The following is a 15,738-nucleotide window of genomic DNA, read 5'->3' as shown; positions in this document are numbered from 1 at the left end:
CGACGCCGTACTGGATCAGTGGCTTGTTCACCACCGGCAGCATTTCTTTAGGCATGGCCTTGGTTGCTGGCAGGAAACGGGTACCGTAACCGGCGGCTGGAAACAAGCATTTCTTGATCATAAAAAGTCCTTAAAACAGGCGGTCCATGCGAATGCGGCGCAGTCTAATCACGCGGCAATGATCTTGCAACGCTCGCCCGGGCAATTCGGAGCAATTTGCGTGCCGCCTATCCGACAGCGCCCCATAATTAGAAACAGAGAAAGGCCTGCACGGAGCCTCAACGCGCATGGAAAAATTCAGCACCCGGCGGTACGGACATCACTCTACTGAAAAAGAAAATTCAGGGAGACTGAAAAGCAAGTGCGCTCCAACTCAATAGAGAAAACGCCTGTCAAACATGGAAGCAATGGTCATGACAATGATAGACTTCCAAGATCATTAGCGCCTTCAACATGTCAAATATACAAACCCACTATATTTACGAACCCCATGAATGACACTCAACGCCAGCCAGAAAACTCCCTCCTAATGAATCAAAACAAAGAAACGGTCATATACGAAGACGAGCAGATCAGAGTTCTATTCTGGAAGGGCAGTTCAGACAGAGTGGTCATCACGTTTGGCGACCTCATCTCTCTGGCAAAAGAAACAAGATACTTCGCAGACACGCCACTAAAAAAACTAGGTTTATCCGCTATTGGCTTCATGGCAAAACGAGGAAACTGGTTCCCTCAGAAGAGCATGCATCTCGCCGCAAAAGTTGCAGCCCCCCTCATCAATGGCTACGACAACAATGTGATTTACGGCGGATCGATGGGCGGCTATGCGGCTCTTAAATACTCCAAATTACTGAAAGGTAGAGTAATAATTTCACTTTGCCCACAATGGTCGATTGACCCTGTCGAGTGTGAGGGTTTCGAAACAGGTTATGAAAAACATTTCACTCCTGAAATGTCAGGCATGGGAATAACCAAAGACGATCTTGCAGGTAATATTTTCACTTTCTACGACCCAGCCTACGCAAAAGATTCATTTCATCTGCAAAAAATCAGACAACTCGGCTACCCGATGCATGTTATCCACGTCCCTCATAGCGACCACCATGTAACGACAGTTCTTGCCGGCACACAATCAATGTCCGAACTCATTGATAAAGCCGAGAAAACCGATTTGCAGGGATTGCGCCTTACCAGCAGCATTGCCAGGAGGGCCAGTGCAAAGAGGGCGCAAATGGTCATTGAAAAAGCCTCAACCCGTCACCCATTGTTAGCCGGACGGCTTATCAACACATCCTCGCATCAGAAAAAGCTCGACGCAAAAACCCTTTCAGCGTGTGATAGCGTCCTATTGGGGAACATTGATGCAGCCGAGCACCCTGACATCTCACTGCCTATAATCAGCCGCATTATCTCAAGAAACAAATGCATGGTTCGTGGCCAACGACTCACAGAACTCCACCAACGCATTGAGATGAAGCTCCGCCCACCCATGGTCGGCACGATTCAGACACATCATGACTCCTTCCTCTGCTATGACCTCAGCAGCGGAAAATTAGCCCACAAAACCAAGCATGAAATTGACGCCAAACCGACAACACTCACCTACGCAATGGCCTTAAAGTCACCATCAGGTACCTCCGCCATTGGCATCCTGTGGGACAACACTCCCTATTTTTGCATTGCCGATAAATCCGGAAACACGGAGTTGACCGCTACAACTTTCAATATGGAACATTCCGAAAACCTCATATCCATCGAAGAAGGCTCCGGAACAACCCGACTGATCAATAACGGCAATTATGTATGCGCCAATAGAAGAGGTGACCTGGCGTTTGATAAGCAGTCCGCCAGTCACTGGGAAGCGTTCAGAATCCAAGCCGCACAACAAGCTTGATGCATCGACCGCATCCTATCGCTTGCTATCACCTGTTGGACGCCGCAGAAGGCCTGGACCTGGTGCACGGCGAAGCGCGGCAGATGCCGATGGCGTATGCGCTGTCCAATGGGTTTGGCTTTGGCGGGGTGAATGCGAGTGTTTTGTTCAGGCGGTGGACGTAAATTGGATGTAGCCATCCATCGCTGCACCGACTCGCATAGCCCCCCCCTTCAATTGCTGCCCCCTTACAAACAATTATTTGCCCTTTATATATGGATATACGTATATTCGATTTTCCATATGTTTTGGTGCCACCATGATCACTCCCCCAGAGCTCTTCAAAAGCCTTTCCGACGAAACCCGTGTCCGCGCCACCCTGTTGATCGCCGATCAGGGCGAGTTGTGCGTCTGCGAGCTGATGTGCGCTCTGGATGACAGCCAGCCGAAAATCAGCCGGCATCTAGCGCAATTGCGCAGCAGCGGTTTACTGCTCGATCGCCGCCAGGGCCAGTGGGTCTATTACCGCCTCAATCCGGATCTCCCCGAGTGGGTTCACGAAATCTTGCAGGTGACTTCCAGCGCTAACGCCAATTGGCTCAAGAGCAACGCCACCCGCCTGCAGAACATGGATGGCCGCCCCGTCCGCGAAGCCGCCTGCTGCTGAACCCTGATCGAGTGAGTTTTGAATGTTTGTCGCAGCAGCTGTTTTCGTCTTCACACTCGTTCTTGTCATCTGGCAACCCAAAGGACTTGGCGTCGGTTGGAGCGCCGCACTTGGCGCGGTCCTTGCGCTGGCAGCCGGCGCCGTATCGCTGCAGGACATCCCCACGGTCTGGGCCATAGTCTGGAACGCGACGGCCACTTTTATCGCAGTCATCATTATCAGTTTATTGCTGGATGAGGCCGGCTTCTTCGAGTGGGCCGCACTGCATGTGGCGCGCTGGGCAAAAGGCAGCGGTCATCGGTTGTTCGCGTTCTGCGTGCTGCTCGGGGCGGCGGTATCGGCAGTGTTTGCCAATGATGGGGCGGCGCTGATCCTTACTCCCATCGTCATGTCGATGCTGATGGCTCTGCGTTTCTCACCGGGCGCGACTCTAGCGTTTGTCATGGCGGCCGGCTTCATTGCCGACACTGCGAGCTTGCCTCTAGTGGTATCGAACCTGGTCAATATCGTGTCCGCCGACTTCTTCGGGCTGGGTTTTACTGAATACGCTTCTGTGATGGTGCCGGTGAGTCTGGCCAGTGTCGCCGCAACCTTGTTGGCGCTGTTTGCCTACTTCAGAAAAGACGTACCGAAAAGCTACGCACTGGATGCGCTTCGTGAGCCCAGGGCGGCGATCCGTGACCGCGCCACGTTCATAGTCGGCGGCTGGACACTGCTGATACTGCTGCTCGGGCTTTTCGCGCTGGAACCGCTGGGCATTCCGGTCAGCGCAGTGGCAACAGCGTGCGCGATAGTGCTTTTTGCCGTCGCGGCCAAAGGTCACAGAATCTCGACTCGTCGCGTGCTGCGCGAAGCGCCATGGCAAATCGTGGTGTTCTCGCTCGGCATGTACCTGGTGGTCTATGGCCTGAAGAATGCCGGACTGACAGATCTGCTCACCCGACTGCTGGACAATCTGGCGGGGCGGGGGCTGTGGAGCGCTACCCTCGGCACTGGGCTGTTGTCGGCACTGCTGTCATCGGTGATGAACAACATGCCCAGTGTGCTGATCGGCGCGCTATCGATTCAGGCCAGCGACACTCAAGGCTTGGTTCGCGAAGCGATGATCTACGCCAACGTCATCGGCTGCGACCTCGGCCCGAAAATAACCCCTATCGGCAGTCTCGCCACGCTGCTTTGGCTGCACGTGCTGGAGCGTAAAGGCATGCGCATCACTTGGGGATACTACTTCAAGGTCGGCATCCTGCTGACTCTCCCGGTCCTCTTGATCACTCTTTCGGCACTGGCCCTGCGCCTGAGCCTCTGACGTCCGCCCAAAAGCGGTAGGAGCAATCCATGCGAGTCCTGTTCATGTGCACGGCCAATAGTTGCCGCAGCATCCTTTCAGAAGCCATGTTCAATCATCTGGCGCCGCAGGGTTTTGAAGCGGTGAGCTCCGGGAGTTTCCCCAAGGGCCAGGTGCTGCCGCGCAGCCTGTCGACTCTGCAACAGGCCGGAATCCTGATTGACGGCTTGTACAGCAAGGGCAACGACGCCTTCGAAGGCAATCCGCCGGATATCGTCATAACGGTGTGTGACAAGGCCGCCGGCGAAAGCTGTCCGGTTTACTTCGGTCCGGCTCTGAAAGCCCATTGGGGGCTGGAAGATCCGTCCGACGTGACAGGTGAAGAAGCGGTAATTGACACAGCCTTCCGCGCCACGCTTGCACGCATCGAGCGACGCTGCAAAGCCTTCCTTGAACTCCCGTTCGGAACTCTCGGCCGCGACGAGCTCAAAAACGAGCTCGATCGAATCGGCGCGCTCTAAGGAGGTTTTATGTCAGAGCATCTACCCAACCTGGATCTGAATCTTTTCGACGGCGCGCACACCGCAGCGCCAGACGAGCACAAGCCGCGCATCCTATTGCTGTACGGATCTAACCGTGAACGCTCGTTCAGCCGCTTGCTGGTGCAGGAGGCTGCACGCTTGCTTGAGCACTTCGGCGCCGAAACACGCATTTTCAACCCCAGCGGTTTGCCTTTGCCGGATGACGCCCCGGTCGATCATCCCAAAGTACAGGAGTTGCGTGACCTTGTGCTTTGGTCAGAAGGCCAGGTCTGGTGTTCGCCGGAACGACATGGCGCGATGTCGGCCGTGTTCAAGGCGCAGATCGATTGGATCCCGCTGGAGCTCGGCGCAGTTCGTCCAACCCAGGGTAAAACCCTGGCGGTGATGCAGGTCTGTGGTGGTTCGCAATCGTTCAACGCGGTCAATCAACTACGCGTGCTGGGTCGCTGGATGCGCATGTTCACCATCCCCAATCAGTCTTCTGTACCCAAGGCCTATCTGGAGTTCGACGACGTAGGAAGAATGAAGCCCTCACCGTACTATGATCGAGTGGTTGACGTCATGGAGGAACTGCTGAAGTTCACTCTCTTGTTGCGCAACCATCAGAACTTTCTGGTCGACCGCTATTCTGAACGCAAGGAAAGTGCTGAGCAGCTTTGCGCACGTATGAATCAACGCTCAATATAAGGCCTTCATGCACGTCGAAAGTCAGGTCCCCCTCGAAGACGCCTGTGCGGCCTGTTTTCGGGCGAAGGTCTGGCTCTCTTGATAGACTTGCACTCCGTCGCGCTTGATGCGGATCTGAGCCGTGTAGCTCACAGTCCCATCTGCCAGTTTTCTTGCCCTGATAGTCGCCATGTCGAAAGTGGTACGCGTCAGTTTTTGAGTGGTACATCGTGCCACCGCGCCCTCAAAAACGCCTGAAAACGCCCGAAATCACGCCCAGAACACGTTGAAGAAAATGCTAGATAAACAGAGCTTTAGCCCAGTAAACACACGGCCTACGCTGTCCCGGCGCTTTAGCGTTGCACCCATGATGGATTGGACCGATCGCCACTGCCGCTTCTTCCTGCGCCTGCTCTCCAAACACGCGCTGCTTTACACCGAAATGGTCACCACCGGCGCCCTGCTCAATGGCGATCATGAGCGTTTTCTGCGGCATAGCGAGGCGGAGCATCCGTTGGCGTTGCAGCTGGGTGGCAGTGTGCCGCTGGACCTGGCGGCGTGTGCGCGGATGGCACAGGCACATGGGTACGATGAGGTGAATCTGAATGTCGGCTGCCCGAGCGATCGGGTGCAGAACAATATGATCGGCGCTTGCCTGATGGGGCATCCGCAGTTAGTGGCCGATTGTGTGAAGGCGATGCGCGACGCGGTGTCGATTCCGGTGACGGTCAAGCATCGCATCGGCATAAACGGCCGCGACAGTTACGAGCAACTGTGCGATTTCGTCGGGACGGTGCGCGATGCCGGCTGCAACAGTTTTACCGTGCATGCGCGGATTGCGATTCTGGAGGGGTTGTCGCCGAAGGAGAACCGCGACATTCCACCTCTTCGCTATGACGTGGCGGCACAATTGAAGGCGGACTTTCCCGAACTGGAGATCATCCTCAACGGCGGGATCAAGACGCTCGAGGCCTGTCACGAGCATCTGCAGACGTTCGATGGGGTGATGCTGGGGCGGGAGGCGTATCACAATCCCTATGTAATGGCAGAAGTGGATCAGCAACTGTTCGGCAGTACCGCGCCGGTGATCACCCGCGCTGAAGCGCTGGCGCAATTGCGGCCCTACATTGCCGCGCACATCGATGCGGGCGGTTCAATGCACCACATCACGCGTCACGTACTGGGACTGGGCAGCGGATTTCCAGGGGCGCGCAAGTTTCGACAGCTGCTGTCGGTGGATATCCATAAGGCCAAAGAACCGCTGGCCTTACTGGATCAGGCAGCGCATCTGCTGGAAGGTCGTTAAGTATCATTCGTCACCAGGCTGCCATTGCGCCAGCCTGGCCACGCCTGCTCAGGCCGCAGCGGCTTCACTCCAGTTGACCCAACCAAACAGCCAAGTGGCCAGAATCAGCATACCGAATGCGATCCGATACCAGGCAAATACGGCGTAACTGTGGCTGGCGATAAACTTGAGCAGTCCGCGGACGGCGATCATGGCAAACACGAACGCCGTGACGAAACCCAGGGCAAATACGGGGAAGTCGCTTGCCTGGAACAGGTCTCGATACTTGTAGCCGGAATAAACAGCGGCGCCGACCATCGTCGGCATGGCGAGGAAGAATGAAAACTCGGTGGCCGCCTTTCGAGACAGGCCGAACAGCAAGCCGCCTATAATCGTCGAACCTGAGCGTGATGTACCGGGTATCATCGCCAGGCATTGGGCAAAACCGACTTTAAGGGCATCAGTCCAACGCATATCGTCCACGTGATCGACGTACACCACGTGGTCCCTCCGCTCGGCCCACAACATGATGACGCCGCCCACCACTAACGCCACTGCAACCGTGACCGGATTGAACAAGTAGTGGTGAATCGTATCGGCAAACAATACGCCGAGGACTACGGCCGGCAAAAAGCCAATCAACAGGTTCAGGGTGAACTGTTGCGCGCGTCGTTGAGTGGGGAGACCACTGACGATGTCGAGAATTTTACGTCGGAACTCCCAGACAACCGCGAGAATGGCTCCCAACTGAATAATAATGTTGAACGCCATTGCCCGCTCGCCACCAAAGTCGAGCAAATCGGCCACGATAATCTGGTGCCCGGTACTGGATATGGGCAAAAACTCTGTCAGCCCTTCAACAACTCCCAAGATCAACACACTGACCGTAGTCCACAGATCCATCATTCCCCCGTTAGCCCCTTGCGATCGTCGCAAACAGGGTCCTTGACTGTCCAAACACCAAGCTCAATCAGGCTGGATTGTCTTGCCGCCATCGTCGAACGGGAGAGTAGATCGTACCGGCTAAAGTATTGAAACCGATTGTTATCAAACGTCTAATTACGAAACTAACGCGGACAATAACGTCGTTAAATTGCATCAGACATATCGCCTTCAGTCGATGCATTCACCAGCCACAACATGCTACTCAATACAACGAAAATAACGTTACAAAACAAGAAAAAAACTGTACAAGTATCAAGCCCTTGTACATCTAACACCCTATGGGAATTAGCCAATATGACAAAAATAAGGCATTATGCCACCCTCTTTTAACCGGTTAGTTACCCATAAAGAGCACCTTACATAGCTCGTGGACCGCCAAGGCTCATTTCAGGCTTATCAGATATGTTAGAAAAAGCGATTCAGTTCTTCAGTTGGTGAAAAATGTTACCAATTGTCAGACATGAGTGGGAATCGATGCTTTAACATCGCCTTCGCCTGCACCCAGTCGAGTCGAGCCAAAGCATGATGCTTACAAGAAATACACCGACTTCAATTCAGAGCCACGTGAGGGAACAGAAAGGGATTCTCACCATTGGCCGCACCCCCATTGTAGCTGAGGAATTCAGGGCGTTGATTGCCAGCCAAATGGGGGATGAAATAACCGTCGACGCGACGAGCTACAACAACCCTTTCAGCAACACGGTGAACCCGGCGCTGTACCGTGCGGTGCTGGTCATTGTGGATAGCCCCCAAGCGTTTGTAGAAAGCATTGCCTTGATCGAAGGTGTACGGACCAACAATATGGCGTCGATTATTGTTGCGGTGGTCACAGGCTCCGGCACCTACAACAAGATGAAGAGCTATCTTGCCGGGGCAGACTTTTGCCTGAAGCTGAATAACACGCCCGATGAAAGTGCCGAGGTTCTTTCGCAGATTTTCACCAGTCCGGAATGGTTGACGACGGATACGCTGTTTTTAGATCCCACTCGCATGTGCCTGATTGGCAACGATAAAAAACTTGAAGTTTCCTTTGCCGAAATGAAAATCCTCGAGGCTTTTTCTCAGACGAGAAGTCTGATGTTGAGCCACGACGAAATCGCCAGAGTCATGGGTCTCAATGTGAATTTTTACGACCCCAGAGCTCTGGAAAAATCGATCAGTCGTCTTCGCGGCAAGATCAAAGGCATGTATGGCATCAACGCGATTCAAAGCATTCGCGGATATGGATATCGATTAATCAGAGGTTTGATCTCAATCCACTGATTTCTGCGCAAGGGAGCTGCCGCATCATGAATGCCATAAACTGCACGTCTTGCGTTGACCATGCGCATGCCTATTTGTCCCGACAGTTAATTCTGGCGCGCGACGACTGTCCCTTCGGCAGTGAGATCAGGACCCATCGTGACTTCCTGGTAACACCGTCCACCACTGCGCCTTGTCAGTCGCGAGACATCTACAGCGAAGCACTGATGCAAACCCGGCTGAACGCCTTTGCGCTCAAAGACCTCAAGAGCGCCGGCAAAGCTAAGGGGCTCAACCGTAGCTTCGTACGCATCGAGCAGACCGCTCTCATTGATGATGCGCTGACCAAAAAATTGCTTGAATGCGGTGAAACCCTGCACACCCTCGACCAGACACTGGTCATTACACTCAATGAGTTGCCCCATCCGGCAATCAACTTCTTCGATAAAAAGAAAATGCTCAGCAACGTGTACCAACTGAAAGATCAGGGTGTCGAATTCGCCCACGACAGTTTCAACATTAACTACGAAAGCATTGGAATTTTTACCACTCTGAATCTTTTTGAGTATATAAAAATTTCGCTTTCGACTTTGGACTTGAGCCTTAAACTCACCGCCAACCCGGAACTGTTCAACCGGATTTACGAACACATGACCCAGCAGACTCAGGATACCAAGGTCGCCTTCATAGCGGATAGAGTCGAGCATGCCGCCAGCCATGTACTGGCACGCGCGTTGCCCTTTGATTACTTTCAAGGGAGCCATTACTCCCCTGCCGATAACCTCTAACCACTCACAGGCGAACCCCGCAGGAGAGAGCCATGGACAGCATTACAAGCCTCCCCCGAAAATACCTTGTTGTAGTCACTCATAGCCCAGCACTACAAGTCGAGTTGGAAGAACTCCTCGCCAGCAAGCGCTATCGCTCGTACGGCGCGTCACAGGCACAGATGTTTTTGGCAGATGCGACACCCCCATCGTCTTGGCCAAAACTCATGGAGTTTGTCTTACCGCACGCGGAAACACCGATACCAACCGTCATTTACCATGATACCCAGCGCATCGTTTCGACCATCAGGGCCGAATGGCAAAAGCAGCAATCCAGCCCTGCTTTAAGCACTATTGATTCGGCTTGGGGCATCGCCCGAAAAAGCGAGCGTCTTTATGCTCCTGAACAGCGCGAAACGCCCTCTACTCAAACGGACACCTGGTGCTTGAGCAAGGGCGACGGAGCACTGATCAAAGATGATGTCGAGATTGTCTTGACCAGCCTGGAAGCCAAACTACTGACCAAGATGCTGCATCATGATGATCGAGTGGTCAGCAAAGCCGATCTGATCCGCAGCATTGGCAGAGAGCCTGAACACTATCGAGGTCTCGAAATGTGTTTAAGTCGGCTCCAGGAAAAGTTCAAAGGCGCTAATCAAGGAGAACGCCTATTTCGTTCAGTTCGGAATCGGGGTTATTGCCTAATTCAAAAGATAGTTCGCGCCACCCATTGACCTGAACCCGCAAAGCGCGACGCCGGCAGTGCACAACAATCACAATAAAGCACGCCTGCCTGCGCCACTTTGTTCCTGAGCAACTTCCACCTCATCTATTGACCTGGCCGACTATTTATAACGCGCCCCGGGCATCCTTCAGCAACGCCCAGTTACCCCGCCCCTGCCGTTAGAAGTCGTCAGACACTCTCCCTCCCAATAACTTAATCTGGCCATTGTCGACAGCGCCGCCCTTGGCGCTTCAGCCTGTGATAACAAGTCTGACTTACAACAACAATAAAGCCTTCCTGTTCAACTTCAGATTCTGCCTGTCGACTGATAAATGGACGTATTTTGGGGATATCGCATGGTTAACAATCTTCGTATCAATCGAAATACCACCCTCAAAGGATTGACCTTCTGGGGACAGTGGATAGCCGGACAGGGACTTGCTGTAACCCTGCTACTTATATTGGTTTATTACCAGACCGAAACCGTGGAGTTTTATTATCGCGTTTGCGCAACACTGACCGTACTTGCTTCGGTACCGGCCTATACCTGGTGTGGTGTTTATGCAAAGAAAGACAACTATCTGGAGGGCTTGATCAGATTACTGATGGGCTGGGCAATGACACTGTCGGCACTGGCGGTGGTCGCCTTTCTCTGTAAGGCCAATGAACTGTTTTCTCGTCAGATCATCTTGGTTTGGGCGGTGTGCGGGTACATCGGACAGGCATTGCTGTACGTCCCCCTGCATGCGTTTTCGAGGTATTACCAACGCTCGCTGCAGATAGAGCGCAGAACACTGATCGTTGGTACCGGGGAGTTGGCCCAGGGTCTGGCCAACAAACTGAGTTCAATCGAGCACTTTCCCCTTGTCGGCCTTGTGAGCACCCATTCCACACCGCAGCCAGCGCCGGGTATGCCGCCGATCGTAGGACCGCAAGAGCAACTGCTGGACCTGATCAAGCATCACGACATCCGCCGCCTGTACATCACCCTGGCGTTGAGTGAGGCGGCACAAATCGAGGCCATGTATGTCGATTTGCTGGATGCCAACGTAGACGTGGTATGGGTGCCGGACCTGAACAGTCTGACCCTGCTCAACCACTCGGTCAGTGATGTTGACGGCCTGCCGGCGATTCATTTGAACGAGAGCCCGCTGACCAGCAAGCCCACCGCCGCCCTGAGCAAGAGCCTGCTCGATAAAACCGTGGCGTTGATGGCCATCATCGTTCTAAGCCCGCTGCTGCTGGCTATCGGCTTGGCGGTGAAACTGACCTCACCCGGTCCGGTCTTCTTCAAACAGGATCGCCATGGCTGGAACGGCAAGGTCATCCAGGTCTGGAAATTCCGCTCGATGCGCGTACACGATGATCACGAGGTGAAGCAGGCCCAACGTAATGACTCACGCATCACACCAGTGGGGCGTTTTATTCGCCGCACTTCGCTCGATGAATTGCCGCAGTTGTTCAATGTCTTGCAAGGACATATGGCCCTGGTCGGTCCACGTCCACATGCCGTTGCTCACAATAACTACTACTCGGGCAAGATTCTCGCCTACATGGCGCGTCACCGAATCAAGCCGGGCATCACCGGACTCGCTCAAATCAACGGTTGCCGTGGCGAAACCGACACCATCGACAAGATGCAGAAGCGCGTCGAGATCGATCTCAAGTACATCAACAACTGGTCGTTGTGGCTGGACATAAAAATCCTCCTGAAGACGCCTTTCACCCTACTGTCGAAAGATATCTATTAAGGCGCAAGGCCAGATCCTGGATTGCACCTACTAACCAAACCAGGGGACTCACGTCCCCTTTTGGCGTTAAGGCGCGTGACCCCCACCGAACTCGCCGAGGAACCCTTTGGTGATCGCCAAAGAACGCTACGCGCCACCCGCCTGGTATTCATCCAGTGCCAAGCCAGGCAGATGAACGCGCGCGGGACAACCTGCTGCGCCAGGGATAGCAATGCTATCACCTGAGGACGGTCAGTTTCGGAGGACAGTTCGGTTCTGGAGGCGTTGCTGCTGACGACCTGGTGAGGATCAGTGCAGGCACGCTGGCACAGCTGGAAGATTATTTGTGACGAGGGAAGGTAACGAAAGGGTGGTATTACTGATGACTCTTTTGCACCACCCGCAGCACGTCAAAGTGCAGTGATCGAGCGTCAGCAAACGCTAATCGGGTATTGCGCTCGAACCAACAGCGATCTGCAGAGCCCATGGCCCTGCAGCTCGCAACAAGTCATTGCGTGATCTTCTCGAAGTTGCGATAGAACAAATCACTGTCACGACTATCGGTCATCGACTGCAGTGAGTAAGCGCGATTCAAACGTGCCCCACCGTCCCGGGTCAAAGGTGCCCAGACGATATTGGCGCGGCGCATCGTCGACAGGCTCATCATTTCGTCGAACGGGATGGAAATGTAGATCCCCTTGTCGAAACTGCCTTCGCCGTACTCTTCTTTACTGGCCGTGGTCAGGGTTACCCAGCCACCGAATCGCACACCATTGTTGAACTCACGTGACAGGTCGATCGTGGTACCCCAGTCACGGGCCAGGTAACGACCGACGCTGACCGCGGCCTGTGCTTCAAAAGGCAAGTCGGTATAACCGGTGATGTGCCCCGTGACGACCGAGTAATGACGCAAACCAAAACCCTGGTCAAAGTCCCGCTGACGCACAAAGTTCAGATCAGCCCCGACAGACCAACGTTGTCCGGCGGGACGATAAAGCACCTCACCGCCGACACCGGCAAACATCGACTCCAGATAGCCCCCGTAGACCATGCCATAAACGTCTTTGTCCAACTGCTTGGCGTGGTTGATCTGGAACGCGGGCAAGGTGACGTCCGAGGTCGTCATGTATTCACGAAGGTCAGTGCGTACCCGTGGTAATCCACTCGGCGCGTCGTACGTAAACTTGTCGTAGTTATTCAACAGATTGACGCTCAGCAACCCGCTCCACCAGGTATCGCGCGTGAAACGATACTCGGCATCCGCGTCGGCACTGACCTGATAAAGCAAGCCATCCGGCCCACCGATGTTCTGCTTGTAGCCAAGGCCGAGACCATAGGAAAAGGGCTTCGGTGCCTGGGTATATAGCGTGCTCTCGGCGTGCGGAACCGCGGCATTGACCTCGGTGGATCGATGCAGGTCTTGCAACGGCTGCTGGTTATTGACGACCTCGCGGAACATGTCGCGGGGCACGCTGGTTTCTTCCAGCGACATGTCATATCGCTTGTTCACCAAGGTAAACCAATCGATATCGTCGTTGACGCTGTTATCCAGAATCCGGCTGGCACGGCCCACGGCTTTTGCCGAATAGAAATACCGGGACTGCTCGCCATACACCAGCAGTTCCGAGCCACGCTGACTGATGCGCTCAACGGTGTAACCGGCGTTGTCGTGCAGACGCCGGGACACGGAGGCCCAATTGACCTGATCCGGGGACGTTGTCGGCAACTGAGCGGCAAGCGGCTCGGCGGGCGGATCGTAAGTCTTGGCCGGCGCCTTGCGAGTAGCAAAGTTGGTGTGCAGCGTAATGCCAAACATCGCGGTATTGCCACGCTCCCAACCCGCACTCAGGTCGACCGATTCACTGAGCTTTAACACGGCCCCCATGTTGATGGGTGAGTCTTGCTTGATAGCGTTATCGAACGGCTCGTTTTTGTAATCGTTGCCTTCGTATTCAACTTTCAGACTCAGGGGGGCCCACGCGGTTTGATAGGCAATGCCGCCAAACAACGAGGGTGACCCACGGAAATAAGCGTTCGAGTTGAAGTCGCCGGTCCCCTCGCTCGCCGGGCGCGTATCAAATCGGTCGTCGATCCAACCCAGCGGATTATCGAAGTCGCCGCGATTGCCCATGTATCCCCAGGCAATACCCGCGCTGAAATCAAAATTGCCGTAGCGCTTGTTGGCAACAAAATACTCGCTGGAAAACAACCCGGTCCCCCCGATGTCCTGGAACCCCATGGCCACTTGCGGCAGCCAATGGCTTTCCTCCCATAGACGCACTTTGGCGTCGACCGCTTTGTCCTTGTAACTTTGATCGCCGCTCAGGGACTCAGGGCCATAGGGTCGGTTGGTGATTGCGGTGTATCGAAACGAGCCTTCCAGCCAGTCAAACGGCTGCAGGGACAGGCTGTACCGGCTATACGGACTGGTTCGACTGGCATTGACGCTGAGTTCGCCGGCAGGCGCCATGCGAGCGGTGGGCGTTTGTAATAACCCCACCCCACCAAAGTCGCTTTGAGTCAATCGCGGCTCTGCCTGAGCCAGACCGCACGGGACCAACAGGACGGCTGCAAATCGTAACTTCAAGGCGCCACCTCAGCCACTGGCTGCGTGGCGAGAAACTCGGCCAACTGTTGATTGAGTTCGGGGGTGGGCGGGTCCAGGTCATCGTTCTTGATGGGCACCAGAATCTTGCCGCCAGCAGCAGGCCAATGCCCCTCTTCGCGGTTCCACATGGCGATGCCGACACGCCGCGTCTGACCGTCGGGCTGGATGAGCCACAGGTAGTCCTGCTCGGCTTCAGCCGAAGGCTGGCAGGAGCGCAGGTAGTCGCGGGCTTCCTGCATGGCCCGATAAGGCAGCCGGCAGGGTTGCGCAACGGCCCCCAGCACCTCCACGGTAGACGGGCGCAGTGGGTAAACCAGGCTGTCGCCATCATCAAGCTGAGCGTTGAGGGCAAAGCCGACCTCTACCGCTACCGGGTCCAGGACCGCAACTTGCCGCCCGGTCACGGGCAAGCGGGCGACCCCCTTATAAAGTTGATCAGCCAATGCAGCACGGGCAGGCTTGTCAAACAGAAGAGCACCCTGCTGTAGGACTTTAAGATCAAACATTACGCCGACCTTCAAACGGCGTTGCTGCTCCTGCAATGGCTGGCGCAACCAAGCAGCCGCCAGCCAGTAACTTTGCGCATCGGGTTGCGAGGCGGTGATCACGTCCAGCAAACGCGCTCCCGGGTCGAACTTGAATTGACCAGGACTGCGGACATCACCACTGACAGTCACATCGGCCTGACTGATACCCGCGGCGGCCAATAACACACCGGCGAACACACTGTTCAAACGCTTCAATTGATGGCTCCCTGCCCAGAACGCAACACCAAGACCTTCAGGAAAATATGCGGCGTCAAATGTTGCTCGCTCTGGATGACAGCACCGTCCTGTGGCCTGACCCAGTAGCGATTGACGGCGTGAAAATCGATTTCCGGTGCTTCCATGTGCTCATCGACCCGGAGCAAGGCCAGGGTCCTGTCCATAACCTTGACCTCTTCGATACCGACCCGGGTGAACCGACTGTTCACCGCGATGCCGACGCGGTATCCGTCGTAAAGGTCAATCAGACGTGTACTGCCATAGCCGTCGGGCAACTGGTGCAGACCGCGCTTGAATGGCGACTCATCCTCCCAGTGCGTACCGTCGAGGTTGCTACCCAGGCCCACGCTGCGCACGATCAAACCGTCGCGCATCAACAGCACCTGCTTGCCAGAGGCCACCCAGAACTGCAGGTCGCCACGTTGGCGAATCAACGCCATGACGCCCTCGCTGCTGGACGTGGTGACTTTGATCTGAGCAAAAGGCACAGCGTCCAACTGCGCCTGAGTCACCTCCAGCGCGTCGGGCCCCACGGCAGATGCCTTGAGAGTATCGAAAGAGGCTTTCATCAGCGGGTTACACCCACACAGCATGAGAGCCATCGCCAAAAAGGCGCTGCTACGCACAATATTCACGGGAG

15 protein-coding genes and 2 pseudogenes are annotated in these 15,738 nt (G+C 54.9%); 11 read left to right on the top strand and 6 right to left on the bottom strand.

Annotated elements, in window-relative coordinates; genetic code table 11:
- The coding region (locus NR126_RS16975; RefSeq protein WP_256830676.1) for a sugar phosphate nucleotidyltransferase at nt 1–121 on the bottom strand (121 nt) is incomplete at its 3' end.
- A 369-nt stretch (nt 122–490) separates the two neighbouring features.
- Here NR126_RS16975 and NR126_RS16970 point away from each other — a divergent pair.
- The 6 genes and pseudogenes from NR126_RS16970 (at nt 491) to arsH (ending at nt 5,054) form a co-directional block, all read left to right on the top strand.
- Nucleotides 491–1,894, top strand: coding sequence for a hypothetical protein (locus tag NR126_RS16970; protein WP_155953790.1), 1,404 nt, complete (start codon nt 491–493; stop codon nt 1,892–1,894).
- A 44-nt stretch (nt 1,895–1,938) separates the two neighbouring features.
- Nucleotides 1,939–2,058, top strand: a pseudogene (locus tag NR126_RS16965) (hypothetical protein); the annotation flags it as partial.
- Between the two features lie 134 nt (nt 2,059–2,192).
- Complete coding sequence (locus NR126_RS16960) at nt 2,193–2,540, top strand: metalloregulator ArsR/SmtB family transcription factor (RefSeq protein WP_027617912.1); 348 nt, start codon at nt 2,193–2,195, stop codon at nt 2,538–2,540.
- Nucleotides 2,541–2,562: 22 nt separating this feature from the next.
- Complete coding sequence (locus NR126_RS16955; protein ID WP_256830673.1) at nt 2,563–3,846, top strand: arsenic transporter; 1,284 nt, start codon at nt 2,563–2,565, stop codon at nt 3,844–3,846.
- A gap of 29 nt (nt 3,847–3,875) precedes the next feature.
- A complete protein-coding gene (locus NR126_RS16950) occupies nt 3,876–4,346 on the top strand; it encodes an arsenate reductase ArsC (protein WP_027617914.1) in 471 nt (156 codons plus the stop codon).
- Between the two features lie 9 nt (nt 4,347–4,355).
- Nucleotides 4,356–5,054 (top strand): arsenical resistance protein ArsH, encoded by a 699-nt coding sequence (gene arsH, locus NR126_RS16945; protein WP_027617915.1) that lies wholly within the window; start codon nt 4,356–4,358, stop codon nt 5,052–5,054.
- A gap of 30 nt (nt 5,055–5,084) precedes the next feature.
- Here arsH and NR126_RS16940 read toward each other — a convergent pair.
- Nucleotides 5,085–5,225 (bottom strand): annotated as a pseudogene (locus tag NR126_RS16940) (site-specific integrase); the annotation flags it as partial.
- Nucleotides 5,226–5,328: 103 nt separating this feature from the next.
- On the opposite strand from NR126_RS16940, the gene dusA reads away from it, so the two are divergent.
- Nucleotides 5,329–6,339 carry a tRNA dihydrouridine(20/20a) synthase DusA gene (gene dusA, locus NR126_RS16935; protein WP_105754550.1) on the top strand — a complete coding sequence of 337 codons (1,011 nt, stop codon included), beginning with the start codon at nt 5,329–5,331 and terminating at the stop codon, nt 6,337–6,339.
- Between the two features lie 48 nt (nt 6,340–6,387).
- On the opposite strand, the gene NR126_RS16930 is transcribed toward dusA, so the two are convergent.
- Nucleotides 6,388–7,221 (bottom strand): undecaprenyl-diphosphate phosphatase, encoded by an 834-nt coding sequence (locus tag NR126_RS16930; RefSeq protein ID WP_105754558.1) that lies wholly within the window; start codon nt 7,219–7,221, stop codon nt 6,388–6,390.
- Between the two features lie 564 nt (nt 7,222–7,785).
- Between NR126_RS16930 and NR126_RS16925 the strand changes: the two genes are divergently transcribed.
- The 4 genes from NR126_RS16925 (at nt 7,786) to NR126_RS16910 (ending at nt 11,747) form a co-directional block, all read left to right on the top strand.
- The gene (locus tag NR126_RS16925) at nt 7,786–8,526 is read left to right on the top strand and encodes a winged helix-turn-helix domain-containing protein (protein WP_256830672.1); all 741 of its coding nucleotides are present in this window, start codon (nt 7,786–7,788) and stop codon (nt 8,524–8,526) included.
- Between the two features lie 26 nt (nt 8,527–8,552).
- A complete protein-coding gene (locus NR126_RS16920; protein WP_105754548.1) occupies nt 8,553–9,293 on the top strand; it encodes an EAL domain-containing protein in 741 nt (246 codons plus the stop codon).
- Nucleotides 9,294–9,325: 32 nt separating this feature from the next.
- Nucleotides 9,326–10,006 (top strand): helix-turn-helix domain-containing protein, encoded by a 681-nt coding sequence (locus NR126_RS16915; RefSeq protein ID WP_027617925.1) that lies wholly within the window; start codon nt 9,326–9,328, stop codon nt 10,004–10,006.
- A gap of 346 nt (nt 10,007–10,352) precedes the next feature.
- Nucleotides 10,353–11,747 carry an undecaprenyl-phosphate glucose phosphotransferase gene (locus NR126_RS16910; protein WP_027617926.1) on the top strand — a complete coding sequence of 465 codons (1,395 nt, stop codon included), beginning with the start codon at nt 10,353–10,355 and terminating at the stop codon, nt 11,745–11,747.
- A gap of 487 nt (nt 11,748–12,234) precedes the next feature.
- Here NR126_RS16910 and NR126_RS16905 read toward each other — a convergent pair whose 3' ends face one another.
- From NR126_RS16905 to NR126_RS16895, 3 genes are read right to left on the bottom strand one after another with little or no spacing between them, the layout of a single operon-like run.
- The gene (locus NR126_RS16905) at nt 12,235–14,313 is read right to left on the bottom strand and encodes a YjbH domain-containing protein (RefSeq protein ID WP_027617927.1); all 2,079 of its coding nucleotides are present in this window, start codon (nt 14,311–14,313) and stop codon (nt 12,235–12,237) included.
- Nucleotides 14,310–15,077, bottom strand: coding sequence for a capsule biosynthesis GfcC family protein (locus NR126_RS16900; RefSeq protein WP_105754545.1), 768 nt, complete (start codon nt 15,075–15,077; stop codon nt 14,310–14,312). Before NR126_RS16900 ends, NR126_RS16905 begins: the two co-directional genes overlap by 4 nt.
- Complete coding sequence (locus NR126_RS16895; RefSeq protein WP_372826699.1) at nt 15,074–15,733, bottom strand: YjbF family lipoprotein; 660 nt, start codon at nt 15,731–15,733, stop codon at nt 15,074–15,076. Before NR126_RS16895 ends, NR126_RS16900 begins: the two co-directional genes overlap by 4 nt.
- Nucleotides 15,734–15,738 lie beyond the last annotated feature (5 nt).

The sequence above is a fragment of the Pseudomonas sp. Pse1 genome (genome assembly GCF_024519635.1).
Classification (GTDB): Bacteria; Pseudomonadota; Gammaproteobacteria; order Pseudomonadales; family Pseudomonadaceae; genus Aquipseudomonas.
Note: the sequence above shows the minus strand (reverse complement) of the source record. Positions and strands in the feature narration are given on the sequence as shown.

Bases quoted from the DNA above. Each gene is read 5' to 3' on its own strand.
- NR126_RS16970 (WP_155953790.1), top strand. From the start codon at position 491: ATGAATGACACTCAACGCCAGCCAGAAAACTCCCTCCTAATGAATCAA.
- NR126_RS16960 (WP_027617912.1), top strand. From the start codon at position 2,193: ATGATCACTCCCCCAGAGCTCTTCAAAAGCCTTTCCGACGAAACCCGT.
- NR126_RS16955 (WP_256830673.1), top strand. From the start codon at position 2,563: ATGTTTGTCGCAGCAGCTGTTTTCGTCTTCACACTCGTTCTTGTCATC.
- NR126_RS16950 (WP_027617914.1), top strand. From the start codon at position 3,876: ATGCGAGTCCTGTTCATGTGCACGGCCAATAGTTGCCGCAGCATCCTT.
- arsH (WP_027617915.1), top strand. From the start codon at position 4,356: ATGTCAGAGCATCTACCCAACCTGGATCTGAATCTTTTCGACGGCGCG.
- dusA (WP_105754550.1), top strand. From the start codon at position 5,329: ATGCTAGATAAACAGAGCTTTAGCCCAGTAAACACACGGCCTACGCTG.
- NR126_RS16930 (WP_105754558.1), bottom strand. From the start codon at position 7,221: ATGGATCTGTGGACTACGGTCAGTGTGTTGATCTTGGGAGTTGTTGAA.
- NR126_RS16925 (WP_256830672.1), top strand. From the start codon at position 7,786: ATGATGCTTACAAGAAATACACCGACTTCAATTCAGAGCCACGTGAGG.
- NR126_RS16920 (WP_105754548.1), top strand. From the start codon at position 8,553: ATGAATGCCATAAACTGCACGTCTTGCGTTGACCATGCGCATGCCTAT.
- NR126_RS16915 (WP_027617925.1), top strand. From the start codon at position 9,326: ATGGACAGCATTACAAGCCTCCCCCGAAAATACCTTGTTGTAGTCACT.
- NR126_RS16910 (WP_027617926.1), top strand. From the start codon at position 10,353: ATGGTTAACAATCTTCGTATCAATCGAAATACCACCCTCAAAGGATTG.